This is a genomic window from Pseudomonas sp. LBUM1657 (assembly GCF_059716075.1).
The window spans coordinates 3,222,949-3,249,699 of record NZ_CP166799.1; the positions used below are offsets into that span (position 1 = coordinate 3,222,949).

Below are 26,751 nucleotides of genomic sequence, written 5' to 3' on the forward strand. Positions count from 1 at the left end.
GTCAAGGAAGCGCATTGCGGCGGCCTCATTTCTCCTCGGCGTTACCAATCTGTCCGCTGTCCCATGCTTCAGTAAGCTCGTCTATCCGATCCGCGATTTGAGGAGTCTTCGATAGGACTAGGCAGCGCGTGTTGCCAACAAATTCTTCTATTAGGTACACAGCATCGCCGACATCCAGCTCGAGCTCCTGCAGCGCCTCATCGGGAATTCGAATCGCACCGTCACCATCCCATTCTTCGATGATGATTTTTATAGGTGGCTTTCTCACGTGTAGTCTCCGTTGCTTTGAACCAGCAAGTCGCTCCTGCCTGTAGATTCTCAGTGCAAGTTTTAAAGATCCGGATAATCGTCAAGCCTTAGGCTAGGAGCGCCCGCGTCATGTGGCTCGCGCTGGGGCGTATGTATCACTCCAGCTTCAGCATCTGCACGCATCTGTTCAATCTCCTTCTGAAATGCCTTGTCCTGAACCGTTGGTTTGCTGCTGTACGGCTTTCGCTCTGGCTCAGGCTTGGCTGCATAAGTCGTTAACGCGTCTGGGTCGTGCTGCAGCTTCTCTTGGACTTGCGATTCCAGCATCGCACGGAGGGCGTCTTTATCAGGACGGGTAAGCAACTTTTTTACTCCTAATTGGCAGTCAGTGATTGGCTCATCGGACGGTGAAAGATGAGACGTCCAAGCCTAAACCGCAACCGCCTGCGGTGAATCACTTTATCAAGTCTCAAAAAATCAAAAACAGGACGCATATCCCATTCTAATGTTGGGTGCCGGTCTCGGTTTGCCAAGTCGACCCGCTATAGACTGAGGGTTGCCACGCGGCCGATTGCGTCGCAGTTCAACGACGTGTACAGCGTGTTGATGAGCGTATAGGGTAATTGACGCCTCACGGATCACCCTCCAGCTATCCTTAAATCAGCCCAAGCCAGTAATTAAAACCTGTTCGTACAACTGAAACATTGACGAAACATTCCGGCCATATGATTCGCCCACCGAAATCTAGGAGGGTTGGAGATGAATCGGCCATCAAGAAGCATGCGCAAACTACTCGACTCCGTCGCCACCAACAATGAGGCGGCGGCGCTTGATGTGATGCGTGCAGCCGAGCAGCTCCAGGATGAGGTGCTTCGTCAACGGTTGCTCAACATGATTCACCGGCTCAACCAAGACGCCCATGATTTACGAATGGCGCGTGACGAAATCCAAGGTGGAGCCATTAAGCTCGCGTGATCGGTCTCGCAGGAGTTCGGTGTTCGCTCCTTCGGGCCAACGAGGCCCGGCTAAAATTTTGTTTTCAGATCCAAGAGAAAACTGGTGGCGGCCATCCAACTAGGGCGCTGGAGCACCTCAGTTGCATTGCGGATTGACCAAACCGAATCTCTCATCGACCCTATCCAAAGTCGTAATGAAATATCAAAACGACGATGGTACTGTCCTGGACACGTTCGTCAAACCATTAAGGGATGGAGGCGAAAATAGAAGCCCTGGAGCCGCGAACCTCCGGGGCTTCGTTTTTTTCTAACCGAGATGTTCCCGTTTGCATTTGAAACGTTCGGGCTGGCCGTGAAAGTGGGCAGCTTTCAGGTCACACCAGAAGGTCGACTAGGCGAGTCACGCAAGCGAATCGCGGCGGCCTCATTTCTCCCAGGCGTTGCCATGTTGTCCGCTATCCCAGGCTTCAGTGAGCTCGTCTATGGGATCCGCGATTTGAGGCTTTTTTTGATAGGACAAGGCATCGCATGTTGCCGACAAATTCTTCAATCAGATACACGGTGTCGCCAACATCAAGCCCGAGCTCCTGCAACGCCTCATCGAGAATCCGGATTGCACCGTCACCATCCCACTCTTCGATGATGATTTTCATGGGGGGCTTTCTCACGTGTGGTCTCCATAGATTCTGAGTCGGCGTTAGGTGACCGAATTTCAACGGCCCTGCAGTAAGCTAATATCGAAATCGCTCTGCATACGCTTAACTGTTCCGATGATTATGGCTGCGAACCCTTCCTGGCTTTTGTCTTGCAGACCCAGCCAAGCGTCTGGGTTGTTGACCCAGTTCGACGGGACTGGATGTGAAGTGAAGGCCCTAGAGTCAAATGTCCACCATGGCCACCAAACAGTAGCGCGTCCAGGGATATCGCAGAGTTTGTCCATCGCTCGTTTGATTTTGCCGGAGTCAATATTCTTGGTGTCAGCCTCGCTAAAAGCACAGATACCAAAATAAAGCTCTTCATGGTTTCGTTTATTGAACGCCCAGTTAGGCCCACATCGGTCAGCAGGATTTAAACGAGCTCCAATCTTCATATGAGGAGCACCATCAATCAACTCCTCGTCAAAGACCAATTCGGCGCCCAATGCATTGAGTTCGCCACGCAAGTGATCAGCAAAATCCCGCCATAACTGGCGTTTGACCTCATGCAGGTGCTGAGAGATATAAAAAGCTCCCCTCAGATTTTTCTCATTTCGCAGCATCAACTCGGTAAGTTCTTGACCATTGTCCAACCGCAATTCTCCATTGATCTGTTCATGAATAAATTGGGCGACTGTCTCAACAAACAGGCGCACGGATGCACCACGGGTGAGCACTGCGCATTCGTCCAGCCATCCAGCTAGCTTGAAAAAATCCAAGCTAACAACTCGATCCGCTAGATGCGCGGGCGCGTGCTTGGGCAGGCTATGCTCGGATATTTCTCCGTTTGAGAGATAGATCAGCGTCCAGCATCCGTCTAGATGCTGACTATCCAGGTAGTTTGCGTAGTCATAAACCTGTTTCTTCTGATCAGTCGCCCAAGGCTTATTTTCAATGGCTAGGCCGCCTGTGCGAAATCGTAGGTAGAGATCCAAACGTCTATTGCTTGGTAGCCTGAACTCGGTGTGGCAGCTTAAGTGATCCGCCGTGTCCGGCTGAAAGCTAGATTCGGGAAGTAGGGCAAGAAACTTGGCCAGGTACACATCGCCTTGTCCATGTCGGCCATGCGGATCGAGCAGGAGGCCGAGATACCCTGAAAGCGCATTTTCGTCGCGCTGTAGAAAATCTATCAGTCGAAAGTCCGGTGCTAGCTGTGCTTGGTACTTTTGCTTTGCTTTGAGATCTAGGTCGTACCAGATCTGAAACTCGTTCAATAAGTCCTCGATAACGGATGCTTCCATTCTGGCCTCATGTGCACTCTGAGTGGGGTGGCTTCAAGCAAATGATTTTCGCGAAGCCAGGTGCGTTTTTGCGTGACGGTGTATATAAGGTGTAGTTGCCTATGGAAGGTTCGCAATATATTCCAATGCGGGTTGATTTATGCTAAGGCCATGATAAAAGCAAGAACGCCAGGCGTTTTTTGAGTTTCCTGAGGCTTCCTCAATATGTTGTTGTCTTAACGTTTCCGTTGCCATCGACATTACGTCCCTCCGATTTTGGAAGTAAGTATCAGGGGAAGCGACCAACGCTCCCCATAAGTTAATCATGTAGTCATCGAATCCGGAGGGTCTAACGATGTTGTCGATATGCCACTGCACGGTAGTCAGTTCATCTCCAACTACATCGAATGGGACAGGTCGTAATTTAGGAGCGCGCCAGTCAGGCTCGAAACTAACTGACATGATTCGTCTAGACGCAAAGTCGTCGTAGTAAGGATGAACTGGTCTTTGTGGTTCTGCGCCACCTTTTGTCAGATTGCCTCTGGAGTTGTTGCACCGATTGCAGGCAGGGACGAGGTTTTTTGAGAAGAAAGAAAACTCAGAGTAATTCGCTTTAGGTAAATAGTGATCCAGCGTCCCTAAAGCATCTCTACCACATACAGGACAAGCTCCGGCCATTGAGTCACGTAAAAGCTCGATAAAACCAAGTGCGACTGGAGGGGATTTGTATAAATTTTCAAGGTGGTTACGATACGTGGAGAGGATGGGGTCTGAAACTATCCGCCATGGATCTCCCTTGGCATCATGATACTCAGTGTAACGAGCCTGTATATTGGATAATTGGGCCTTGATCGCCTTTGCACTTGCGGCTCTGGATTTCGAAAGCGCAGCTAGATTTGCCTTGTCATCAACTAAAGGATGTTCAATTTTTCTCATCGCTGCCTGCCATCATTATTCTTAACTTCATAAGTGCTTCTGTACTCAATTCGTTTGAATACTTTTCCAGCGCATCGGCAAAGGACTGGCTAGTATCTTTAGCGTGCGATATTAGCTCTTCGTAAAGGTGGTGTGGCAAATCATCGCCAAAAACCTCGTTTGATATAGAGGCGACATTTGCTCCTAGTGTTTGAAGGCGAGGGTGGTCAACCGTAGTTACAGAATTTTGCTCTCTGATTACGTGTACTTGAGCGTTTTGAACCTCACGAACAACATATGGGGAATGCGTGGCAATGATGGCGATAGAAAATGTAGAGTCTAGGATTCTGTTTAATGTACGCATGAATCTTGAAATTAGATTTGGGTGAAGGAAACTTTCAGGTTCATCAATTATGAACGCAGAGGACGGCCCAGCATTGGCAAGTGCGGTAAGGATAAATTTTAGAAATGATAACTGCCCCAAGCTTAATGATCGAGCACTTCCAGTGTGATCGACAAACTTAAGAGGTCGATAATGATCGATTCTCGCGACGTGCTCGAGCTTCTTGAGTTCACCTCCTTTCATCCATTCCTCGAAAGCCACGTACTCTCTATGTATATGAGAGTGCCTGGCTCCGTATACTTCGGTTTTTATTGGTAGGAGCATTTTTAGTTGTGAAAACTCCTGATTCAAAATTTCACGAAGACTTGCTAGGGATGAGGCCATTAGACCACTGCTCCTAGCTACGTCAACCAACAGTCTAGTAATAGGGTCTTCATCAGTCTTTTTGGGAGTGCCAGGGTTGAATGTGAAGATTCGAGCGCGTGCTAAACCTGATTTTGAATGGGGGGTAAACTGCCGTCTGGAACCAGTATGTATAAACGCCAAAACTTGATTGAGTTCTGGTCTATTTTCGATTCGTGCTACCGAGGATTTTTGATCAGCGAGCGCCCTAGCAAGCTTGGAAAGAGAGGCGGTTTTGCCAGAGCCGTTTTGTCCAATAATGACAGCTATACGACCTCTGAAGAAATTATTACTATCAAACAGAAAGTCAAATCTTAATTTTGGCCCCTGTCCAATCAGTTGTGCGCTGAAGCTCTGCCGGGCATCTGCGGTTTCGAATCCCAACCCTTCGATGATCCTATTTGCCTTTCTGTATGCAAAATATGCCTCGCTGGATCGAACGAACGCCAAGGTGAATATCTTAGAGGTTAAAAAATTTTCCCAGCGCTGTAAAAAGCTTGACTCAGGTGTCACTGCAACGTCTTGCAGGGCTGTAAGTAGCTCTCGTGCTCGTTCTGAACCAAAATGACGATAGATCACGTGATATGACTTAGTATCGGTCAAAAGTGTGCGGAAAGGTTTCTTGAGCAGTCTGGCATCTACAGAGTCAGAGTCTATCAAACTCTCAGAAATACCTTGGGAGAGCTTTAGGCTTCCTTCAATTGCGCATCTGCCATTGAAATATTCGTAATCCTCCGGGCCGACCTTGATTGCGATTTCACAAGCAAGGGAATGGCCAAAGTCGTTGAAGGAGGTGTTTGCGGGAAAGATAAAGGCATCAGCTCGCTCATGCCGATTAATCTCATATGAGTGAACTGCAAAGCGAACGATAATTGGTCTTTTTACCTGAGAATTATTTTTTTTCATGAATTCCCTTTCGATTATTTGTCAAGTTCGTAAGCGCTTGATTAAGAGCTAGTAACCATAGGCCCTGTCCTTTACGCTTACTGCAGCAAGCCTTGTAAGACGTTAATGAGATGCTCGGGCACACATAATCCCGTATTTTGACTAAATGCTCTCACGAATTTTCGAGAATCTACATAGGTGCGTGCATCTGTTTGGCAGAAGTGAACGAACGGCCTAAAGGAGGGGGGATTCCACGGCACTCGACGTCTTAGCTGTTCTTGACAATATCGTATTACGTGAGCGTCATGACGCGTCGATGCCGGCACAGGTGCTCAGTGTTCAACAACTTTTGTGATTCGATTTCGACAGAGCCCACCCGATAGGCTGTCGCATAGTCTGTGAAGAAAATATCCCGCTGCCTTGGAGCGGGGGAGCTGCCGAGTCAGGAGCTGAAAGAGGTGTGGCTCGCAGGGACGTGCTCCATCTCTACAAGCCACAAAAACATCAACCGTTCCGCTGTTTGATGGCAGATTCAATCCAATCCGCCAGGTTTGCATCAATATCGTTGTAGGCATCATTGGATTTAGGGTTGAAAACCAGAGGTTTCACGACCTTTTCGCCAGTCTTGAAGGTGTACAGATCGAAGGGATTGGCACCTTGGACAGACGTCCCTTTGTTAGGGCACGAGAGGTTATGAATGTAGACACCAAGCAGAGCCTTTCCGTCTTGCCAGGCTTTCTTGATCTCGTACTGAACCCAAGGGCGTTTGGACGTATCGGCACCTATGAGCACTACGACGCAGGACTTCCCACTCATGTTGTCCTCGATCCAAGTCTTGATCGCCCCGTCGCCTTTTTTCTTAACCTCTTCCCACGTGTTAGCAGTGACAGCTACGTTGCCTTCGATCACCCCCATGTTGCGGATTTGCTGTACCCGCATGACGTCGTTATCAAAGTGGAAGCTATAAAACACCTTACGTTTAGCCATGCTCATCTCCCTAAGCGGTTAAGAATTGCGATGATCTTGTCCACGATCTCTTTATGTTTTATCTGCGGATCACAAATCTCTTCGATCAGAGGCCGAATCCACTCGATGCCGTCGAAATGGCCTGGCCTTTCGGAAATCATTTTCCAGACCGATTGAGCAGCGAAGCCGGTCGCACCCACAGGAATGAGAATGCAACCGTGCTCGATCGCGATTTCTGCCTCACGAATCACTCCACCGGCTTCGATGATCTTGCCTTCCGCGTCCCGCTTGTTGCCAAACACAAAGATGGCAATGCCCGTAAGACCGATCATTCGCTGACGGTACTGCTCCCATAGTTGTTTCAGGTCGGCAGTCTTCGTGGCTACCTGCGGAAATGGCCTCATGATCAATTGGTCTTCAGAGAATTTTTCAGGATTGGCGTAGATCGCTTCCAGCGCTCCATTGATGACTGCACTACCAACGCCCCAGCCAAAGCCATTCACAACACGTAGATTGTTTTTGACCAGGGAGGCAGAGAGGGTATGTATAAACTCCTGAGCCTGCTGCTGGCCCCAATCACCGAAGTCTTCGGCGCTGCCAGAGATGAACACTGTTTTTTTCAGAAAGCGGCTTTCGATTTCCTGCAGGATTGCGGGTACGTCCTCATAGTTTTCAATGAGCAGCGACTGGATGCCATAACGCTTCAGGTCGTCAATACGCAGCTCCTGCTTCCGACGCTTATAGGCTTTTACCTCGTCGTCATCCTTGGGATCGATGGGCTCGCGACGAACAAAGCAGTAGTGATTACGTTTGGTGGTGGTGTGGAGTCGACTGAGGACGTAGTCCAAGTTCGGATCGGTGAAGCTAAACCCGATGAACAGAAACGTCTTGGAGACAAGATCACCGCTCAAAGCCGTAACGAAGGCTTCGTGCGTTCGGTAGTAACGCTCATACTGTTCCTTGTAGAGAACGGCGTCGTTCGGGTGATGGGCATCACCGTGCATCTTGTACACCACCGCATCACGCTTGGGGCGGGTGGTGTTGAGTTGCGCAACGCTGTGCTTGACGTCGGGAACCTTGTAGGCGCGTTTTAGCGCGTCCTCGACGAGGGTGTCGTAGTTGGTCGTCCAGTATGTACGAATCGGCAAGCGAGCCAGAATCTCATGGATCAATGATGGCTCAGCCTGTTCGGAAAATTCCTCGAGAATTTTTCGTGAGAGCTTCGCCGGCCCCTTGAGCTTGTTAACGTGAAATTGGGCAAGGGAGATCAGGTCGTCCTCTTGCTCAATCTTCAGGTCAAGCTCTTCGGCGATGTCTCGCAGTAGCTCTTTCCAGTCTACAAAACCGGCGCTCTTGGACATACCTGCGCCAGCGAATACTGCCGCGTTGTCCTCACTCAGATCTTTAACAAATTCTTTGATAAACGAATTGATCTCACCTGAAAACGCCATCTCTGCATCATCCTTCTTTTGGGAGCAAGGTAGTTCAGGGCACGGGTGTGCCCTGAACTCTGTTAAGCGGTCAAATTATTTGGCCGCTTTGGGGCGAATGACGATACGGAACGGCTGACCGTTCGGACGTCGAATCACCTTCCCCGATTTGGTGGTGATGGTCATGCGGTAGATGACCTCGCCTTCCTCGTCGGGTTTTTCGAACATCTCAAGTTGGGACATAAAATGTCTCCTATTGAGGTGGCTCGAACACAAAACTCGCTCCCTTGCGAAAGAAGCCCACAGGGGCTAACATCGCAAAGCTTCTTAACAAAGCGCGAGAGACATCTGGAACCTGTTCAGACGTCTTTTACCGAAGGCCGGTCAAGTTCGTACCTTGACTGGCCTTTCTGTTTCTGGTGTTCCGTCATCGCATCCACACCACCCTTGATATCTCTTCAGGTGCTAGAAATACTGATCAGGTACAACCATATGCGAATCCTATCATCATCATTTTGATTACGTCAAATCTTCACGTGCTATGATGGGTGATAGGCAATAGAACGACCATGCGCTGGCATGGTCAGCAAGACAGCAAGACAGCAAGACAGCAAGACAGCAAGACAGCAAGAATTTGGATGGTTAGACGGAGAGCATATGATTGATTTAAGCGAGTACAGCCAGGCGCAACGGGAACGTCTGGTGTACATAGACTTTCGCCTGTATTTCACAGGCTCCGTCTCGCGGATGGATCTCATGGATCGGTTTGGGGTAGGTGGGGCAGCCGCAACTCGGGATTTCGGTCAGTACCGAGAGATTGCGTCTGAGAATACAGAGCTCGATTCGGTAACCAAGTTGTATGTGATTCGAAGTACGTTCTCGCCTCTGATAGCCCATCCACCCGAGAGAGTTCTCACTGCACTTTCGCAGGGGTACGGCTATGGCCTCGACTCAGATGAGAAGCCGCTTATCACGCACGAGTCTGTATCTCTTCTTAGTAAGCCTAAGGTGGAAGTTTTAGCGCCACTCACTAGGGCGATACACCTGAAGCAGGTAGTTAAGATCAGCTATACCTCTAGCTCAGGTCAGTCTGAAAGGGAAATTGTACCATTCGCTATCGGTTGTGATGGCCTGCGTTGGCACGTCAGAGCCTTTGATCGGAAGCGTGGGAAATTCGGAGACTTCGTTCTGACTCGAATTGGGCAGGCCGAGATCCGGATGGGAGATAAACCCAGGAACGAAGAAACGCCTAAGAATGATGACCAGTGGAATCGCATGCTCGAGCTTCCCCTTGTCCCGCACCCCGATAAAGACTCAACAGAGATCGTGAAGCGTGACTACGACATGCAGGATGGGGTGCTTAAGTTGCGTGTACGAGCTGCTATGGCAGGATACGTTTTGCAGCAATACCACGTGGATTGTTCGGCAGACCACAGCATTGGGGATAAGGCCTATCGTCTCTGGCTAAGAGATCCATTGGCTCTCTATGGTGTAGAGAGTTCCATGTTCGCGCCAGGCTATCAAAGCCCTAATTGATCGCTAACCAGCTTATTCGCAAAAGGGGCGAAACGTCGCACTCCACTGCGGATTAGTCAGGTCTCTCATGATGAGGTAACAGCGTTGTGCCTTGGCCTTCGGACGCGCAGAGCTTTTCTCCCGCGAGAGGAAGGTGACTAAAAGAAAATATGGAAGCCCTGCATGGAAGAGAATCTGCGCCGCCTATTGTTGGCATTCGAGGATTGGCTGGTACGCGAGGAGCTGTTGGGCGATGCGTTTTTCCTATCGCCGGCAGAGTGGCAGAAGCGTGGAGAAAGCTGGCTGAACGACGCCGTGTACGTTTTGGTGTTCGACAGCAGCAGTATCCATTACATGCTGAATTACGGATGCGATCTCACCGAATTCGACGACATCTTCGAAAGCTTTGGCTTCTACTACGAAATGGGGCATAGCTGGAATCTGGGCATTTACCCGATTGAGGATTACGACTTCACTCCGACCCCGGCAAGATCCACCTACTCGCAGCTCCTTCGCGATCCCCGTTGGAAGCGTAAAGCTGACCTCGTGAAGCAAGTGGCTGAGCACAAATGCCAGGATTGCGGAGCTGCCGGCAGACTTGAGGCGCACCATTGCTATTACGCCCGTATAAGCAATGGATTTCGGCCTTGGGAATACCCAATCAGTTCGCTTCGGGCGTTGTGCCCTGGATGCCACGAGGCCCGAGAGAAGGTCGAGATGAGCTTCCGCGCCTGGTCTGCAAAGCTCACTCACCAGCAGCTTGTTCAGCTCCAGAAGGGGGTCGACCATGCGGGGTATTGGATGGGGAGCAACGAGCTTCTTGAGCTACTCAATGAATCCACTCGCAATGAGTGCGAAGAACTAAAAGAACTGCACAAAAGAGTAATGAACAAGCCCAGCACGCAGTAGCGCTGTGATTATCTGCGCTAGAGACGGTTACCTTCGTACATGATTGCTCAAAGGTTGGATCATTTCGGGACTGGTAGAGGAATATAGCTCCACTATGGCAACAGTCGTCTGTTACAAGTGCGTCAAAGAGTCGTACCTGGTGCGCCAGATGAAGCGTAAAGGTTTGTCCATGCTGTGCACTCTGTGTGGGGTGAAGCGAAAATGCTTTCCCCTTTCAAGTATCTCCGACATGGTAAAAACGGTCTTGAACGTCTACATATGCGAGGGCGAATACTACCGGCGCTTCAACCCAGGTAACTCGCAAGAGGGAGATGATCCGGAGTACTGGGTAAGTGAGGTTCTACATTGCGACAATGCAGAGCCCATTGTTCAAGCGGTCTGCGATGACCTGGAGGGATATTCTTATAGCCGAGACACCAACTATGTCCGCAAGCCATTTCTCCCCGATGGTATTGGATTGCAGTGGGTCGAGTTTCAGGAAGGCATGCTGCATGGCAATCGCTTCTTTAACGACAGTGCCCGAGAATTCCTGAGTTGGCTGTTCGACGGACTAGACAGCTATTCCAATTCATCACAGGCAAATGCCGTCGTAAGGTTGCTAGCAGCGGATACGGCACCACCAATTTTCCGAGCGCGCCCATGTGATTCGTCTGAAGAAATTGACTCCATTACGGCTAATCCTGACCGCAATCTTGGAGCTCCTCCGAAAGAAAAAGCTAAAGATGGACGCATGAACCCAGCAGGAGTGCCTGCATTCTATGGAGCTTTTGAACGCAACACCTGTGTTGCCGAAATCCGGCCACCAGTTGGTAGCCGCGTTATAAGCGGGGAGTTCCGTCTTAGCGGAGCTGTTAGGGTATTGGACTTTGGGAGGTTTGCTGAGGCCAATCTGGGCGCACATCCAAGCTTTTTTGAGCCCAATTACATCCTCAAAGCCGGGCGACGAGACTTTCTTCGCGACCTGCACGAGCAAATCACCGTTCCAGTGCTACCGGGATCCGGAAAAAGCTATCTGATCACTCAGGTCATCGCTGAATACCTTGCGACACAGCATTATCCTCGTTTTGACGGAGTCATTTTCAAGTCAGTTCAAAACCCGGGGGGCCAGAACATCGTGCTGTTCTCGCATGTGGCTTCACGGGAGACCTCTGTCGTTCAACCTACCAATGGTGGATACATGATTCTTGGGGCTAAAAAGTCAGAGGGCCCTCAGATAACTTTCGTTCCTGGTAGCTTGATGATGCATACCATAACGGGCGTCCACTATGCGCAGGACGATCATGCACTTTGAGCGCCCGGCGAGGGCAAAGGTGCAGCGAGTAATTGCTAGAGTGGGGCCTTGGCCGCCTCACTTGCCGTTGGCCAGTCGATTTAATATTGCCTTGGCGGTCACCAGCGCTATATGAAGTCGCAAGGTGGAATGATCTTCATCCGAGAGGCCTTTATGCGAACCATCCGAGTGCAGCATTTTCAGCAACCCGTTGAGCATACCTTTCCCATCCTGGTTCCATTCGGAACGACCCTCGGATAAAAACCCGCACTTAGCCAAGGCTTGAAAACCATTGTTCAAGCTGGGGTTCGGTGGCAGATCAGCGGACGCAATCTGCGTTGCTATTTCCAGAATCAGGCTCTCAAGGAATGTCCTGATTTGCGCGTTGGCAGCGGCCCAGTCCCCCCTTGTATGTGCGTCGATAGCCTGATCAAGATGACCACAAGATCTGACGAAGCCGAGTTGCTTCAGGTGCTGGTGAACTACATCATCGCCAGCAGGCAAGTCCACATTTTGTGGCAAGCTTCGTCTCAGCCAAGGTGGAGTGCCTTGTCCGCAATCACCGGCATCCCATGAGACATCAAACCCATCTCGTGCCAAGCAGCGCTCAAGTTGCTTTTGCTCCTCATATTTGGGAGGTGAACTCATGAGCCCAACGGCTTCTCGAACTAGCGCCTCGCCATGCGTCATCTGACCTTCCCTGGCCCAGAAAACAAGTTCAGCTCTAGCCAGGAGAGTCTTGTTGAATACCACTCTTTTCTTGGGAACCGACAGCTCACTTCCTGAAGGTACCCACTGATCCAGCTCAAGACGCTGCACCATCAGGTCAAAGCCTGCGTTTGTTCCTTCTTTTTCAATCAAATCCGATGCAGCCAATAGAGTTTGACGAGTGAAATGCAGTTGCTCAGACATCATGTCCTCCAACGTTCATTAGGTACGCTGCCTCAACAGTCAGGTGGGCTCTTGGGCTCGTGACTGGGCCTGCTTGCAGACCATATCTCTAAACCATTTCGAGCACGTACCGACAATGATTGCACAGCGCATCGGAATCGAACCCTTCCTCATCAAGTGTCGCTCCGCACTCTATACATTCAGCCGCTTTCGGGCCGTCACCGCAAATGGCGCAGCACTGTTCCTCGATAACGTATGAGTCATGGTCACACTGTTCGCAGGTATCTAACGGGCCTTCTCCGCCTTGTGTGGCTGCAATGAATAGGTCTGCGAAGTATTTCCCTGTCAGCATGGAGTCGACCACATCATCAAACTGCGACGTAGCTTCGCATCGAGTGCAGTGAAAAGTAGTGAGCGAAACTGTTTCGACGTCACCTGAGGCTTTCATGAGCTTGGCCCTGCATTCTGGGCAGCTCAGATGTTCTGTCGCGCTTGCAAGAATGTCCGATGGCCAAGAGACGTAGCTGAGTGACTCAAGGCATGCCTTTTGCTCTCGCTCGTAAAAAGCTTCCTGCTCAGTCAGAAATGTCCAGGTGTCTGTGCCAAGCAGGCTCACTGGACTGATCCCTAAATGGATGGGAACGAACTGCTGTATTAGGTGAAAGCAGTTCGCTACGGTTTCCAGCAGCACCGATGTCGGACGGGTGCTGTAATAGTGTTCTATATCATTTCGCGTGCTGGTGAGTGCTTCGAGCAGCTTCCACTCTACTCCGTCGACCCCCAGCCCCTTGAGCCGCAAAACTATGGTGTGGACATCGACAGTTTTTTTACCGCTGCCGACCCAAACCACCTGGCTGTCAGTTCCTAAGATCGGTGTCACTTTCTCTTTAAGAAGTGCCTCATCTGAACCTGGTGCGCTCATGGCCTGCAACTTGACCTTGAAGAGCAATAGGAGTCCCGAGGTCAGATTTCGAATGGAGGAGAGGGCTCGGGCTTCATCGTGTTCCGCAGCTTTGAAGTCCTCCACCCCAAGTCGAATGGAAGCTACAGCGTTATCTTGCATTGACATCCCTTTCTCCTTACCAAAATGGCCGCTTCAGCCTCACATACCGAACCCGCCACCATAGGGAAGAGCTGAGTGGGTGCTGCTGGTTTAGGGGTGAAAGACTGGCGTATATCAACATGAAACTGATGAGATACCGGCTCATCACCGTTGAGTAGGGGAGGGTAGTGCTACACGCTGATCGGAGTATTTGTGTGAATGTGGTGTCGGCGCCATGCATCAATGGTCGCAATTATCAGTAGGTCGCGCTCAGTGGATTTGGTGTAGATCTGTTCGCTGTCTACCAAGGCCTGGGCATATCCCTCCGCCCGGGCCGAAGCTTTGTCAAACTCCGGAAGGGACTCTGACGATCCGATGTAATTGATGAGTCGCTCCCACGCTCTGCGCTGCCGATTGCCTTGAGTCGTTTGAGAAAACGCTATGGCGCAACTCAGGGACTTGGCAAAGTCAGTTGTCGATCGGTTCAAAATTGCTTTCTCGCTGAGGGCATACAGATGAAAAACGGATCGTTATAAAAAAACTTGAGGGCGGTCTTAAATTTTTTCAATAGCGGTAGGTGCGTGACGTCAACGAAGCAGGCTGCACGAACAATGTCAGTGCCAGTGAGCGACAAAACTGGCTGCCGCTTTCAGCTAGCGTATCAAAGTGATTTCGCGATACGCCGTACCAGCCTGCACGAACCTAAGCCACTTTCTCGCCGCCTGGTTCAGAGGCCTAAAATTCTAGCGGCCACAAATATTTCACCCTGTCGCTAAAGTTTTCCTGCACCGCGTCCGTTGTTATTTTTAAGAACAACGCATTGGTGAAATTTGTGAGCAAAACTGAAGTACAACCAGCAACGTTTTTTGCGGAGCGCGAATTTATTTGCTGGCGTGGGCGGGAACATGACGAGCTGTATTCGTGCAAGGTATCCAGAGGGGGGGATCACTATGTCAGTCTAAATTTAGACATCATGCCGTTTAGGTTTGCTAGCACCGTCGCTCAAGAAATCGCCCGCTGCCTCTACGATGCGGTGCTCGTTACCATTGGGAATTTGGCCGGATTTGTACCAACGCCTACCGCACGCGACAGCAAGCTTGAGAGGACATTTCGAAAAAGGGTGTCGGGCGAATGGAGCTACAGTGCTGATGGCCGATTCGACGGCCATGAGTCAGAAGATCAAGTCTATGTTGTTGAGCTTGCGGTGGATGAGAGCGACAAAACTGAGACGGTGGGGGTCTATACAATTGAAGGCGGAGGGGTAGAGCTTGTGTTCGACTTCATTGGTTATTCATTCAGCATGCACGACGCGGTTTGGCTTGCTAATGCACTAATGGAAGCGATGGGGCGTGAACCACTGGATACCCTGGAGACAACGAGCATGAGTTGCAGGCCAATGGCAGGCATTAATCCAGCTGAGATCCGAGTGTAGCTGTAGACCATTCTGTGCAATCAGCTGGGCTTTTTGTGAGCCCTGTTTTCCTCAGAGCGTTTTCGCCACGTGTACTGTCGAGTGATACGTTACGGTGGGATCAGATACGGCGAAGGAGTTCCTCGAGCTGGCGATGCTCGGCAGGGGTCAGAAGGTCGATAGGATCGGATGCACCTCTTGAGCTGAACTCGTACCTTCGACCTTCGGGGCTGTAACAGCTATCACAGTAGTCTAACTCTCCGCAGTCGTTGTAGAGCGTTATCACCCAGTCGTCGACGTTAACGGTCATCAGCCAGCAATAGATCTCATCCCAAGTGGCGTTTGTAATTCTGCGCATTGAGCGTGAAATCGTGGGGGCATCGCGAAGCACTACGTAGACCTCCCGAGCGGTGAGCATTTTTTTATCTGACATGGCGTTACTCTCGGCCTGCGGATCTCAAACACAACAGCGTACTTCACCTTGCATAGAAATTATTTGTCCCCTTTCAGTGTGACGAAGTGCCGAAGCCCTAAGCGCGCCGCTATGACTTTGTCCTGGATCTCAATTGGGTCAATGGACATGCCTCCATCCGCGGTGACGACGAGGGTCTTGAGGTTGTTAACAGCTTTGATGAAGGCTTTTTCTCTGTTTTTCTCCCGCTCCGAACGATCATCAGTAAACCATGCCATGGCGTTACTCCTTCCTCTCTAACTTGCCTTCTCGTTGTGTAGCTTAGGGCGCATGGATTTGCGCCGTCGGGGTTCGAATCGCCAGCCCTGCAAACGCCCCCCCCCCAGCATCGACATAGCACGCAAGGTAACACTGGCGGCTAGTGACGTGCGGCGCCGACCGGGGCAGAGCAGAACACCTGTAGGCTTCGCATGCCTAGGAGTCAATCAGTGCGTGGGTGATCACCGGAAATCCTTTTACTCTCAATGGCGGGCGCTTGCTGGGCCGCGCGCAAAGCAATTCCGCCGAACGACACGCTAGCATCCACATAGCGCAATGCGGACTTCATGTCCTTCCAGCCCACATAACCCATCAAACCTTTGATGTCCCAACCGTTTGCAGAGGCCCAGGTCGCAAAGCCTCGCCGCATCGAGTGGCTGCTATACAGTTCCGCTGGCAATCCTGCCTCTTTGAAAATGCGGCGCAGCACGGGGATAAGGCTATGCGGCTGCATGGCGTTGCCTGACAGATTGCCCCAGCGATCAATCCGCTGGAACACCGGGCCTTTCGCGATCCCGGCAACTGTTATCCAGTTTATGTAGGCCTCTACGGGGCAGAGCATGGCGAGCGCCGGCGTCTGGAACGTAGTTCCTTCATGCTGGCGGTCACCCTTGGTATAGGGCAGGAAAAAGGTAATGCCTTCGCCGCTTATGGCTTGGGTGTCCTCCACCGTAAGCCTGGCCAACTCGTCGCCTCGAAAGCCACGCCAGAATCCAATCAAGATGATCGCCACTGAGCGACGGTGACGCACCAGCGATTTGTAATCTCCGCGCTCAAGGGCGACTGCAGCTTCCCTTTCAAGCCATGTGACCGATTGTTCCAGATGCTTCAGCAGCAATGGGGCGGCCTGCTTAACCTTTGCAGGATGCACGACCCTGATGCCTTTTATCATCTGGCGAACGTCAGGCGTCTTGGTCGGATCAGGGAAACCCTGAGTAATGTGCCACTGCGCAAGGGCTGCCAGACGCTGCTTCAGCGTATTGATGGAGAGCTTGTCGGCGTACTCCGCTAGGTAGCGAACGACGCCTGCGCCGGTCGTGGGCAGGTACCCACCCCAAGTCACCTCGAAGTGCTCGATCGCCGCCCGGTAGCTTTTACGGGTGTTTTCCCGAGTGCCGGCGCTGAGATATCGATCTGCCTTTTCCATCGTATTTCGCCTTCAAAAACGGAACGCTTGCGCCTGCATACGCCTTTCGGAGCTTTTCCTGGCACGACATAGAGTCAAGAAGCCATAAAGCACTATTATGGGCTTCTAGTAAATCAAGATCAAACGGCGTAAAATCTCTATAAAATGTTATGTATATACATGACATGTAACACAGTACGAAATCGTAGGAGACCCCATGGCTCGAGGCGGAATCAATAAAGCTGTTGTGCAAGAAGCACGTCAGGCACTGCTGGCCAGGGGAGCCAACCCCAGCATTGATGCAGTGCGCGTAGAGCTTGGAAATACGGGCTCCAAGACAACGATTTCTCGGTACCTGAAAGAGCTTGAGCCCTCCAGTCGAGAGCCCGTAGTAGCACATGTACGTATGGGCGAGACGCTCAACGGTATGGTGCAAACGCTGCTGGATCAGCTTATGGAGGAGGGCCAGGAAGTAATCTCCCAGGCGACCGCAGCTTTTGACCTGCAGCGGGCCGCGCTCGAAAACCAGATCATCGAGCTCAGATCGGAGTTGGCTACCGCCCAACGTAATTCGGCCACCCAACAGGCCGCGATAGAGACGCAGAACGCTGAACTTGCGACCACCCAGTCCTCACTTCAGGCTGAGCTGACCCGTAACGCGGGCCTCAGTCAGCGCTGCACCGACCTTGAGTCGCTGGTTGCTGAAAAGGACAAGCACATCCAATCGCTGGAGGAAAAGCACGTCCAGGCCCGTGGAGCGCTCGAGCACTATCGAGAGGCAGCGAAGGAACAGCGAGATCAGGATCAACGCAAGCACGAGTCTCAACTGCATGAGATGCAAGTTGAACAGCGCAAGCTGCGGGAGACCATCGCGGTGAAACAGGACGATTTGACGCGACTGAATCGCGACAATGAACGCCTGCTCGGTGAAGCCAGGCAGCAAACCAAAGCCCTGCACACGCAAGAAGCGTTGGTTCAGTCTCTCAACACCCAAATTCAGGCACTACGCCACGGTGACGCCAAGTCCGCTGGGGTGGCTGAGCACCTTATGGAGCAGATCTCAGCTCTGCGCGAGGAGGTCAAGGCACTCCACCAGTCCGCCGCTGTAGCAGATTTGCGTGAGCAAGAAACCGCGGTGCTGCTGGCGACTGCACAGAAAGAGAATGAGCAACTGCAGCAGGCTAGGATTGAAGAGCCAGGCCTGGAGGAGGGTAGCAATGCCTCCTCAGGAGTAGAGGATATGCAAATCGCCGGGCACGCCAAGCCTTCGAAACGACCGAGGAGATGAAGCATGGATCAGATCACAGGAAATCCACGTAGCCATGATGAAGGCACCTCAGGTTGGAAATTCGCTCATCAGCGTCTATCCCAAATGCTCATGGAAAGGGTTGAGCCATTTGGCTCCCTGAATCCGATTATGAAGGGGAATGCTCCTGGCACCGGATCTCCATGGCTGTCCGTTTCATTGTCAGATAGAAAGGCCGTAAGAGCCTGAGAGAGCATGACTCTCCCATCCGTTTGAAAGGAGTTTTGGGCGCGTGACAACCTAAAGCGCTGGAGCTAGCTCCTTAAGTAGTTATCACCTTAGTAGAGATCATGCGTACGACACGCTGGCGCTAGATTCTTTGGGTGGATTTTGCCTTGCCTATCCAGGACGTCGCCTAAATTTGTTGCATCGCGTAGAGTCTGCCGCGTGCTCCGCCTGTGCTGACCGGTCTGATACAGAGGATGGGGCCTTAGGTAGGTCACGACGATGGCGACTCTGAAATGTCGGCATCGCCAGGTCAACGATGGAACGTGGGGGACGTGAATGCAAATCAGCCGAAAGCTCAACCTTTATGAGATCGAGGATCTCTACCAGTCGCTTGGTACGGATCCCAATCTCCGGCTTCCCATCAGCATGAGCCACGGCGGTGGATTGGGCGTGGATGCGGCATTGGCTCAGTTCATCGTGACTTGGTCACGTGCTTACGAAAAAACCGTCCTTCACCTGTACTCACCTGCCGGTGATGACGCCATCGCCCAAATCACACAATTGGCTCAAAACGCTGCTGGATTCTTCGCGTTGATCATGTGCAGTGAAGTCCACGCCCAGGATCATCAACTGATCGATCGGCGGGAAGCGCTCCTGGCAATCAGACCCCTTGTCGATGCAATGTTTGCGGGAGATCTGCGCAACACCTCCAACCTCCGAGGCGCCCGCCCAACGGCCATCAACCTGTTCTGCGTGAACAACGCAAAACGTGAGTTCATCAAACCGTTTTACTTCGATCACGCCGAGCCGAAAGTCCAGCCGAGATCTTGGTTCTCGACGCTCGTAGAGACGTCATCGAAGCTAATGAATGCTCGCAGTGACCAGGGGGCACTACTCAGGTTAGGGCTCCCAGCACTGGGCAGCGTGCTCTGGGAACTGATCTCCAACGCCGATCAGCATGCTGTCACGGATGTGGACGGGAACAAGTACAAGAAAGCGCTGCGCGGCACCTCCATCAAACTCAATCGGATGAGCCGTAAGGATGCGCTTGAGTACTCAGACAATGAGCCTGAGCTCGCTCGGTTCATCCTGAAGCGTTTCCTGCAAGCTCAGACATTGGACTTCCTGGAGATCTCGGTCATCGACAGCGGCCCAGGAATGGCACGTCGGTGGTTGACTGCTAAAGAGGGGCGGCCAGTAGAAAGCCTGGAGGCGCTGACTCTGGAGGCCGAGCTTGAGGCCACCCTTGATTGCTTCAGAAAGCACGTTACCTCCAAACCGCAATCACCAACCTCCGGGATGGGGCTGCATAACGCTGTTCAGGCACTCAACAAGCTCAAAGCCTTCGTGCGTGTTCGGACGGGACGACTTTCGCTGCATCAGGCTTTTCATGGAAGTGATGAGATTATGGAGTTCGACCCGTCGATCCGATACGGTGGCCGGGTGCTGGCTGCTGTGGAAGGCACTGTCTTTACCATCTGCATTCCGGTGAACTGACATGTTCGATCTCATGGATTTTGAAGTCGAGTTGCGTCAGGCCGGAAAGCCGGTTCATGCGGTGGTCTTTTTCACTGGCGTCGATCTCCTAACTGACACCCAAGCGGCTCACGCCCTGCAGCATCAGTTGTCCGGCTACATCATGCCCGACCTTGTGATGTTTCTGATGCCAGCTTACGCATTGGATGAATTTCGCGCACACCAGGCGACGCCCACATCGCCCCTGATGGCGGAGCTCGGCCGGCAAGGCCCCGGCTCGCCCCGCACCTATGCTTGCGTTTTCTATGACGTTAATGGGGTCATCACCGAATACGTCAACATTTCTGGGCCAGAAGAGGGTTTCGAAGAGCTCATCAAGCGCAACTCGCTGGCGATCGCAAAAACGGGCCTGACCCACCTTGTGGAACGTTCCAACGTTCTGAAGAAGGCGCCTGCAGGCTTCTTCTACTCAAAGCCGTCGTCTCGGGCTTCAAACTACTTCATCCGGGCAGAAGACCTGCTGTCTGAGACCTTGCACGCCCATTATCTGGCGTTTGCATGTCTCCCCCTAATACAGACAGCGATGGAAGATGGGATGGGGGCGCCCGACACCTTGTATTTGGACACGATCGCATTGTTGCCCTTGGCGCTTTCCATGCAGTTGTACCTCATGCGGTTTGAGCAACCGGGCTTTGCGAACATCCGGTCGTTCCATTCGCATGAGGGCCTCATCAAGGACGGGCCTTTGCCCAAGGCTGTTTCTGCCCTGTGCCTCATCTCTGCGTCGACACAGTGCGGGCTCGCACAGCAATGGCTGAAGGTAAATAGCGCTCTGCCGACTCGCGTGGCCACCATTCTTTCATTTGAGCGCTCATCGGACTCGTGCTCGGTCTTGCACACGCTGAAGCAACCCGAAGATTTCGAAATGTTGGGTGAGGGTGAAGCGGGCGGGATTCGTCTGATTCGGATCCATGGTGAGCGATTCGTTGCTGAACACAGCGAAACCAAGCTGCTGAACATCGGCACTGATCATGCGCCGCCTCTGCTACAACCTCTATTCTATTCCTTCATGGGGGCCAACCTGTTCAGCTGTTTTACTCTTGACCGGCCAGGGCTTAGAGCTAGGACGGTACATGTCGATAAAGACAACCTGGTCGCTGCCCGCGATTTTGGTGTGTGGTTCGACAGGGTACTGCTTGAGGAGGCCGTCGCGTCGACCCGCTGGATCATTCACGATAACGATGCTGCCAGCGCTGCCCTAGCCGACCGTGCGATCGCTTACCTGGAGTCTTGTGGCGTCAAGGTCGATAACAAGGTGTCTTTCGATCACTTTGATGCCAACGTGAGTTTTGACGGGTCTGTCATCGTCATTGCCGCTGCCGCCGAACGCGGGTCTCGCCTGCAAAGCGTAAGCCGCCGCCTGCGTACCGCTCAGCAATCGGGCACCAGGCTTTACATCACAGGGGCACTCTTCGGGCGCAGCTATCAGCTAATGAAGGATCTACAGAGCAACCTGACGCAACCGGCCAAGGATCACAGTCGGTATGTCTTCAAGACGTATATGGAGATCCCAGCAGCGGAGCTCGCCTGCACGAGTCACTGGGCCGAAGAGCAGCGGCTGCTCATCTCCTTGCATTCATTTGCGGACACTTTCTCGCCGGTGATCACGCAGCGCATGGAAGTGTTCGACCGCGCCTCCACTGCGGGACTTGGCCTTAACCCGTTCTGGCCGAGCAGTCATACCGGAGAGCCGATGACACTCAGCCGAGGTTTTGCGTTCGTCGACGGTACGATGGATGTGAGGGGCGCGACGTCGACGGACATCTACCTCACCATCTTGTGGATTCTGCAGAACGCTCGGTACAGCGGGAAGGTACAGAACGCCAAACGGCTTGAGTCCGGAGAGCTTCAACAGGTACTCCTATCGCCGGACGTGTTCTCGCGCTTCGACGATGGCGTCATCCAAGCCGCATTCTTGCGCGCAGCAGTGCCGGCGGAGCTCGATTACAGAGCTCACGAAACCCACAGCCTGTCGATGTCTGACATTATTCACCGCATCGCGGCTGGGTATGGGCATGAGCGCGGTGAGGCCGGTATGGAGTTCGTCATGGCGTTGGCTATCGGCAAGATCCGGCTGCATAAGGATGTCGACAACCGGCTGCGGGGCAACTTGATCGATATCTTGTCGCCGCACGTTCCCGAGATCCGTTATCTGCTGGATCCTGATTACGAGTCGCCGCTGTGATCAATATCCGCTGAGCCCGTTGTAAGCGAGGTGCCCAGTTACTGGCAACTCTACTCGGCTCAGCCCATAGCTGAGCCCTGTTTACTTTTCTACTGAGTGTGGGTGATTACCAGTTGCGAGATTAGCCGAGCATTAATGACATACTGCCGAGGATAAACATCATGAGGATACCTATGAGCTCGACTAAAAAGCTCAGTCCTCGATGTCCTCCGTAAAGCGCTCGCATCCCTTCGGTATTGTTACGAGTCGTGAGGTGCAGCAACCCGCCCAAGGCGCAAACAATCGCTATGTGTAACAACGGTTCGGTCAAGTTACTGGTGTCCGGCGCATAGGTAGGTTTTCCTGCACTGACCCACCATTTGATCGCTTGAAATAGCCCATATGTGTATATGGCAAGCCACAGCCCCCATCCCGATGTATTGACGACAAAGAAAAGGCAGTGCGGCATGCTGATAGTGGGAAACCATCTCCTCAGCAACTGGATCGCAGCGCAGTGGAATCCCCAACGTAGAACGCTGATGCTATATAGCAGGATTGCAGTCGAAGCGGTCACCAACACCCAGGCCATATTCTTGAGGCGACCGACGATTTTCAACGCCTCGACAATCGACACTCCAGGCCCCACAGAACTTCCATAAGCCCACTCCAGGCTGAAGCCGGCTATCGCCGCCCACACCCCAGCAACAACAAATGGCAATCCCCAGAGCCCCTTCAGCCGCAAATGGATCGGCCTTCTGGTAGGGGTGAGATCCAACGGTTTTACAACGACAGGAGCTATCAGGAGTAGGGCGTACTTACTTACCTGATGGTCGCGAATTTTAGACCAGGCGAACCTTAAAACGGACAACGACATTATTACCTCGGGCGGAAACAGTGGCGGAGTTACATCCCTAAAATCACTGTGCAGGGGGGAGGGCTAGGCGGCGTATCATCGGGTGCTAAAAGCTCAGGCATTCCCCCATTTGCCGCCGCTAAGCATTCTTTGAGCTTATCTATACTCAAGACTTCGGCGCCACGATGTACGACTGCATGGCAGTTCGGGCACAGCGGTATCAAATCGGTTATTGGATCGAGCTTGTATTCCGCGCCGATCGTGCTCAGGGGTACGATGTGATGAACATGGATAAGCCCTTTGGCGATCTCGCCGTAGACCGAGCCGAAGTCGAATTTACAAGCTGCACACACGGCGTTGTGATGCCGAATGCACGCTTCCCGGGCCTGAGCATTGCGCTCGTATGCGTTGACCTTCACCTCTCGCAGTGCCCCCTCTAGGTAGAGCTCAGGATGACTGACTTCTTCGGGGATTACTGGGATAGGTACTTCTTCACACGCGTACCATCTACCTTCTTGCTGAAGCAGCCATTTGCGAGTGATAAATCGTTCAAAACCTTTGATCTTTGCAGGGCCTACGCCGTCCTCGTCCTGGAGTTCGTCCGAGTGCGTAATCTTGAATGTGTAAAGCTCGTATCCCTGCTCGGCGACTAACCTGAGATGCTCAGCGCTCTGCGCGTAGCCATTGTTGCGCCGCCCCTTCTTTATCTCCCACCCCTCGCAAAGTATGAGTGTGCGGTCGCCGTCCACATGAATGTCCCAAGCACCGAATATGACTTTGCGCTCTAGGTGATTCACAAACGACCAACTCCAAGTCCAGTTTTTACACGTGGCTCCCAAGGATTCGATAAATGCTTTACGGTTTGGGTAGTAAGGGATGGTCATGCGAAATCCTGTGCATTCGGTTGTCTGGCGGAGCTGCGAAGGAAGGGGGGACAGCAGAAAATGACGGAGTCGACAACGTACCGCTTCGCTTATAGCATCAGGCAACCCTGCCATTAAAGCGCCATATAGTAGCAACTGGCCAAGGAACGTCGAACGTGATCACCAAAATCCGCATCCGTGGGTACCGCATCTACAAAGATTTCCTGCTGAAGCCTAACCCGGGCGTGAACATCTTGATCGGAGACAATGACGCCGGGAAATCCACCTTAATGGAGGCCATCTCGCTGGCGCTCAACGGGCGGATCGGTGGCAGAGGAATCCTGGAGGAGCTGAATCCCATTGGTTTAACACCGATATGGTGACTGAGTTTCTGACCCTCAGAAGAGCTGGAATGAAGCCTGCACTCCCGCAAATTCTCATCGAACTCTATCTGCAAAACACAGATGAACTGCAGGGGTTGCTGGGCGCAGTAAATGCCGACGTTCCAACGAACGCTTGTCCTGGTGTCTTTCTCTCCGTATTCCCCAACGAGGAGTACAAGGACGAACTGGATGAATGGCTGAAAGACCCATCTGCGCTACTTCCGATCGAGTATTACACCTACGAATGGCGCTCCTTCGCCGATAGCGAACTCACACGGCGACCGCGGGCGCTCTCCGTGGCTACCATCGATTCTCGCACGGTCAAATCCGCCGCCGGCGTCGACTACCATCTTCGCCAAATCCTAAGCGATCACTTGGAGTCATCCGAGAAAGCAGAGATTTCGTTGGACTACCGCAATATCAAAGCGTCCATGACAGATGGCGCGCTGGCACCGGTGAACAAGCGACTTTCGGGACTGGGCGCAGCGCTCCAGGAAGAGCCCATGGCGTTGGCCATGGATCAGACATCCCGCACATCTTGGGAAAGCGTGGTCACTCCACACGTCGACGGCCTACCGTTCGCGATGGCAGGCCAGGGTCAACAGGCTGCGATCAAGATCTCTCTCGCAATGAAGCGTCATTCCTCTCGGGCGAATATCGTGATGATCGAGGAGCCCGAAAACCATCTATCTCACACGAGCCTGACGACACTACTGAATCGTATCGAAGATCTGGCCACGGAAGAGCAGCAGCTATTCATTTCGACTCATAGCACATACGTTTTGAACCGCCTCGGCCTCGACGCATTGTTACTTCTTCACCGCAACAGCGCGTCCAAAATTACAGAACTTCATCCAGATACAGTGAGCTATTTCCAAAGACTGCCTGGCTACGACACCCTCCGCCTAGTGCTGGCGAAAAAGGTCGTTTTGGTCGAAGGCCCATCTGATGAAATAATCTTTGAACGCGTCTATGAGGATTGCTTCAGCGCACGCCCGATGGCCCACGGTATAGATGTCATAAGCATGCGTGGACTGGCTTTGGCGCGCTGTTTGGAGCTTTGCGCAGCGATCAACAAGCCCGTAGCTGTGATGCGCGACAATGACGGCGTTGATCCAGATGAGCTACGTGAACCGGTTGAAAAGTGGCTGGACGCGAACCGAAGAAAGCTGTTTATTGGCTTAGTCGCCGATGGCACCACGCTCGAACCACAACTCATTACGGCGAATGGCGAGCCTCACTTGCGCACGATGCTTGGCATCACTGCGGCAGCGACGTTATTGACCTGGATGGCACGAGAGAAAACGGAAGGAGCAATTCGACTAGCTGAGTCGGATGAGGTACTGAGCCCACCGCCCTACATGAAGGCCGCGGCGGAGTTCATCCACAATGCCTAACCTTCTGACCTTAGCTGTCGCTGGTGGTAGAAAAACTCAAGGGCTGGTCGATCACTGCAATGCCATACCTACCGAACGGCGCGTGCTCGTTGTCACGTTCACCCAGACCAATCAGCAGGAACTGATCCATCGCCTCGGCTCCCAAGCTGGCGATCGCCACAACATCGAAGTTCTTGGCTGGTACACATTCCTGCTTCGACACTTTGCGAAGCCGTTCCTGCCATTCAAATTCCCGGGTGAGCGGGTAGGGGGCTTCAACTTCGAAGGTCGCCCAAGCATGTACGCTAACGGCAAGCAGAGATTTATGGATGGTAGCAACCAGATCTACGCATGCGAGCTCGGCCGCCTAGCGCGGGAGCTTATGGCGGCCACCCCAGCGTTGATTCGCAGACTTGAATGTCTCTACGACGAAATTCTTGTCGACGAGGTACAAGACCTCAGTGGCTACGATTGGGAAATCGTCCACGAACTACTTGAGTCGAGGATCGACGTCCGCATGGTTGGTGACGTGCGCCAGGCGGTGCTCTCGACCAACCCGCGAGGTCAGAAAAACAAGCAGTATGGGTACGCAGGTGCGCTTGAGTGGTTTCTTGTGCGCGAAAAGGCAGGGCTGCTTAGCATTGACTATGCGACCACGACTTACCGCTGCCGAACTGAAATCGCGACGTTCTCTGACACCATTTTTGATGCATCATGGGGCTTCCCAGGAACCACGTCAGAGAACCACGAGGTGTCTGAACATGATGGCGTGTACTTAGTGCATTCCAAGCATGTTCATCAATACGTTGAGCAATACCGACCTCAGTGCCTTCGCAGCACCATAGCTTCTGGTAAGGAGTTCGCTTTGGACTTCATGAATTTCAAGGTATCGAAAGGCGCCACGTTCGAACGTGTGCTGATCATGCCAACCGCGCCGATCAAAGCGTTCATTCAGAAGCAGACGTATCTCGAGTCCACGCCAGCGGCCGCCTTTTATGTTGCAGCTACGCGCGCCAAGCAAAGCCTGGCCATTATCATCGATAAGCCTGGCAACTCGAAACTGCCGGTGTGGGTGCCGTAATTGAAAGGAGCAGGGCGCTCAAGAGGGTAATGATCTCATGGCAGAGCGAAAGGTCATTTTCCAGTG

27 protein-coding genes and 1 pseudogene are annotated in these 26,751 nt (G+C 52.4%); 12 read left to right on the forward strand and 16 right to left on the reverse strand.

What is annotated here, in order from left to right; all coding sequences use genetic code 11:
- Positions 1-25: 25 nt before the first annotated feature.
- Both ACA055_RS14890 and ACA055_RS14895 read right to left on the reverse strand, forming a co-directional pair.
- On the reverse strand, positions 26-268 hold the full coding sequence (locus ACA055_RS14890; protein WP_497684312.1) for an AbrB/MazE/SpoVT family DNA-binding domain-containing protein: 243 nt from the start codon (positions 266-268) through the stop codon (positions 26-28).
- 62 nt (positions 269-330) lie between these two features.
- Positions 331-612 (reverse strand): hypothetical protein, encoded by a 282-nt coding sequence (locus ACA055_RS14895; RefSeq protein WP_497684313.1) that lies wholly within the window; start codon positions 610-612, stop codon positions 331-333.
- 396 nt (positions 613-1,008) lie between these two features.
- On the opposite strand from ACA055_RS14895, the gene ACA055_RS14900 reads away from it, so the two are divergent.
- A complete protein-coding gene (locus tag ACA055_RS14900; RefSeq protein WP_497684314.1) occupies positions 1,009-1,224 on the forward strand; it encodes a hypothetical protein in 216 nt (71 codons plus the stop codon).
- A 405-nt stretch (positions 1,225-1,629) separates the two neighbouring features.
- On the opposite strand, the pseudogene ACA055_RS14905 reads toward ACA055_RS14900, so the two are convergent.
- From ACA055_RS14905 to ACA055_RS14935, 7 genes and pseudogenes are all read right to left on the reverse strand, one after another.
- Positions 1,630-1,873: pseudogene (locus ACA055_RS14905) on the reverse strand (AbrB/MazE/SpoVT family DNA-binding domain-containing protein).
- A gap of 44 nt (positions 1,874-1,917) precedes the next feature.
- The gene (locus ACA055_RS14910) at positions 1,918-3,141 is read right to left on the reverse strand and encodes a PDDEXK-like family protein (RefSeq protein ID WP_497684315.1); all 1,224 of its coding nucleotides are present in this window, start codon (positions 3,139-3,141) and stop codon (positions 1,918-1,920) included.
- 99 nt (positions 3,142-3,240) lie between these two features.
- A complete protein-coding gene (locus ACA055_RS14915) occupies positions 3,241-4,056 on the reverse strand; it encodes an HNH endonuclease (RefSeq protein ID WP_497684316.1) in 816 nt (271 codons plus the stop codon).
- The gene (locus tag ACA055_RS14920; RefSeq protein ID WP_497684317.1) at positions 4,043-5,686 is read right to left on the reverse strand and encodes an ATP-dependent nuclease; all 1,644 of its coding nucleotides are present in this window, start codon (positions 5,684-5,686) and stop codon (positions 4,043-4,045) included. Before ACA055_RS14920 ends, ACA055_RS14915 begins: the two co-directional genes overlap by 14 nt.
- 483 nt (positions 5,687-6,169) lie before the next feature.
- Positions 6,170-6,652, reverse strand: a complete 483-nt coding sequence (locus tag ACA055_RS14925; RefSeq protein ID WP_497684318.1) for a TIR domain-containing protein — start codon at positions 6,650-6,652, stop codon at positions 6,170-6,172.
- A gap of 2 nt (positions 6,653-6,654) precedes the next feature.
- Positions 6,655-8,082, reverse strand: coding sequence for an SIR2 family protein (locus ACA055_RS14930; protein WP_497684319.1), 1,428 nt, complete (start codon positions 8,080-8,082; stop codon positions 6,655-6,657).
- 75 nt (positions 8,083-8,157) lie between these two features.
- Complete coding sequence (locus tag ACA055_RS14935) at positions 8,158-8,304, reverse strand: hypothetical protein (RefSeq protein ID WP_497684320.1); 147 nt, start codon at positions 8,302-8,304, stop codon at positions 8,158-8,160.
- Between the two features lie 336 nt (positions 8,305-8,640).
- Here ACA055_RS14935 and ACA055_RS14940 point away from each other — a divergent pair, with 336 nt between their 5' ends.
- From ACA055_RS14940 to ACA055_RS14950, 3 genes are all read left to right on the forward strand, one after another.
- Complete coding sequence (locus ACA055_RS14940) at positions 8,641-9,597, forward strand: helix-turn-helix transcriptional regulator (RefSeq protein ID WP_497684321.1); 957 nt, start codon at positions 8,641-8,643, stop codon at positions 9,595-9,597.
- A gap of 162 nt (positions 9,598-9,759) precedes the next feature.
- A complete protein-coding gene (locus ACA055_RS14945) occupies positions 9,760-10,485 on the forward strand; it encodes an HNH endonuclease (RefSeq protein ID WP_497684322.1) in 726 nt (241 codons plus the stop codon).
- A 148-nt stretch (positions 10,486-10,633) separates the two neighbouring features.
- Positions 10,634-11,776, forward strand: a complete 1,143-nt coding sequence (locus tag ACA055_RS14950) for an RES family NAD+ phosphorylase (protein ID WP_497684323.1) — start codon at positions 10,634-10,636, stop codon at positions 11,774-11,776.
- A 57-nt stretch (positions 11,777-11,833) separates the two neighbouring features.
- On the opposite strand, the gene ACA055_RS14955 is transcribed toward ACA055_RS14950, so the two are convergent.
- Entirely contained in the window at positions 11,834-12,667 is an 834-nt protein-coding gene (locus ACA055_RS14955; protein WP_497684324.1) for a hypothetical protein, read from the reverse strand.
- A gap of 88 nt (positions 12,668-12,755) precedes the next feature.
- Positions 12,756-13,715: a hypothetical protein gene (locus tag ACA055_RS14960; protein WP_497684325.1), complete on the reverse strand. Its 960-nt coding sequence runs from the start codon at positions 13,713-13,715 to the stop codon at positions 12,756-12,758.
- Positions 13,716-14,520: 805 nt separating this feature from the next.
- Here ACA055_RS14960 and ACA055_RS14965 point away from each other — a divergent pair.
- Positions 14,521-15,120 carry a hypothetical protein gene (locus ACA055_RS14965; RefSeq protein WP_497684326.1) on the forward strand — a complete coding sequence of 200 codons (600 nt, stop codon included), beginning with the start codon at positions 14,521-14,523 and terminating at the stop codon, positions 15,118-15,120.
- Positions 15,121-15,220: 100 nt separating this feature from the next.
- Here ACA055_RS14965 and ACA055_RS14970 read toward each other — a convergent pair whose 3' ends face one another.
- From ACA055_RS14970 to ACA055_RS14980, 3 genes are all read right to left on the reverse strand, one after another.
- Complete coding sequence (locus tag ACA055_RS14970) at positions 15,221-15,532, reverse strand: DUF7693 family protein (protein WP_497684327.1); 312 nt, start codon at positions 15,530-15,532, stop codon at positions 15,221-15,223.
- Between the two features lie 59 nt (positions 15,533-15,591).
- The gene (locus tag ACA055_RS14975) at positions 15,592-15,789 is read right to left on the reverse strand and encodes a hypothetical protein (RefSeq protein ID WP_497684328.1); all 198 of its coding nucleotides are present in this window, start codon (positions 15,787-15,789) and stop codon (positions 15,592-15,594) included.
- 203 nt (positions 15,790-15,992) lie between these two features.
- Complete coding sequence (locus ACA055_RS14980) at positions 15,993-16,976, reverse strand: tyrosine-type recombinase/integrase (RefSeq protein WP_497684329.1); 984 nt, start codon at positions 16,974-16,976, stop codon at positions 15,993-15,995.
- Positions 16,977-17,172: 196 nt separating this feature from the next.
- Between ACA055_RS14980 and ACA055_RS14985 the strand changes: the two genes are divergently transcribed.
- The 4 genes from ACA055_RS14985 (at position 17,173) to ACA055_RS15000 (ending at position 22,150) form a co-directional block, all read left to right on the forward strand.
- Positions 17,173-18,243 carry a DNA-binding protein gene (locus ACA055_RS14985; RefSeq protein ID WP_497684330.1) on the forward strand — a complete coding sequence of 357 codons (1,071 nt, stop codon included), beginning with the start codon at positions 17,173-17,175 and terminating at the stop codon, positions 18,241-18,243.
- Positions 18,244-18,246: 3 nt separating this feature from the next.
- A complete protein-coding gene (locus ACA055_RS14990; protein WP_497684331.1) occupies positions 18,247-18,450 on the forward strand; it encodes a hypothetical protein in 204 nt (67 codons plus the stop codon).
- A gap of 315 nt (positions 18,451-18,765) precedes the next feature.
- Complete coding sequence (locus ACA055_RS14995) at positions 18,766-19,926, forward strand: ATP-binding protein (RefSeq protein ID WP_497684332.1); 1,161 nt, start codon at positions 18,766-18,768, stop codon at positions 19,924-19,926.
- Between the two features lies 1 nt (position 19,927).
- Positions 19,928-22,150: a hypothetical protein gene (locus tag ACA055_RS15000; protein WP_497684333.1), complete on the forward strand. Its 2,223-nt coding sequence runs from the start codon at positions 19,928-19,930 to the stop codon at positions 22,148-22,150.
- A 121-nt stretch (positions 22,151-22,271) separates the two neighbouring features.
- Here the strand turns inward: ACA055_RS15000 and ACA055_RS15005 are convergent, their stop codons facing one another.
- On the reverse strand, positions 22,272-23,003 hold the full coding sequence (locus tag ACA055_RS15005; RefSeq protein WP_497684334.1) for a hypothetical protein: 732 nt from the start codon (positions 23,001-23,003) through the stop codon (positions 22,272-22,274).
- 29 nt (positions 23,004-23,032) lie between these two features.
- Complete coding sequence (locus ACA055_RS15010) at positions 23,033-23,866, reverse strand: HNH endonuclease (protein ID WP_497684335.1); 834 nt, start codon at positions 23,864-23,866, stop codon at positions 23,033-23,035.
- A gap of 155 nt (positions 23,867-24,021) precedes the next feature.
- Here ACA055_RS15010 and ACA055_RS15015 point away from each other — a divergent pair, with 155 nt between their 5' ends.
- The 3 genes from ACA055_RS15015 to ACA055_RS15025 are packed head-to-tail and all read left to right on the forward strand — an operon-like array spanning position 24,022 to position 26,685.
- Complete coding sequence (locus ACA055_RS15015) at positions 24,022-24,228, forward strand: AAA family ATPase (RefSeq protein WP_497684336.1); 207 nt, start codon at positions 24,022-24,024, stop codon at positions 24,226-24,228.
- A gap of 29 nt (positions 24,229-24,257) precedes the next feature.
- Entirely contained in the window at positions 24,258-25,625 is a 1,368-nt protein-coding gene (locus ACA055_RS15020) for an ATP-dependent nuclease (RefSeq protein ID WP_497684337.1), read from the forward strand.
- Complete coding sequence (locus tag ACA055_RS15025) at positions 25,618-26,685, forward strand: UvrD-helicase domain-containing protein (protein ID WP_497684338.1); 1,068 nt, start codon at positions 25,618-25,620, stop codon at positions 26,683-26,685. The genes ACA055_RS15020 and ACA055_RS15025 overlap by 8 nt, the downstream gene beginning before the upstream one ends.
- The last annotated feature ends 66 nt before the right edge of the window (positions 26,686-26,751 follow it).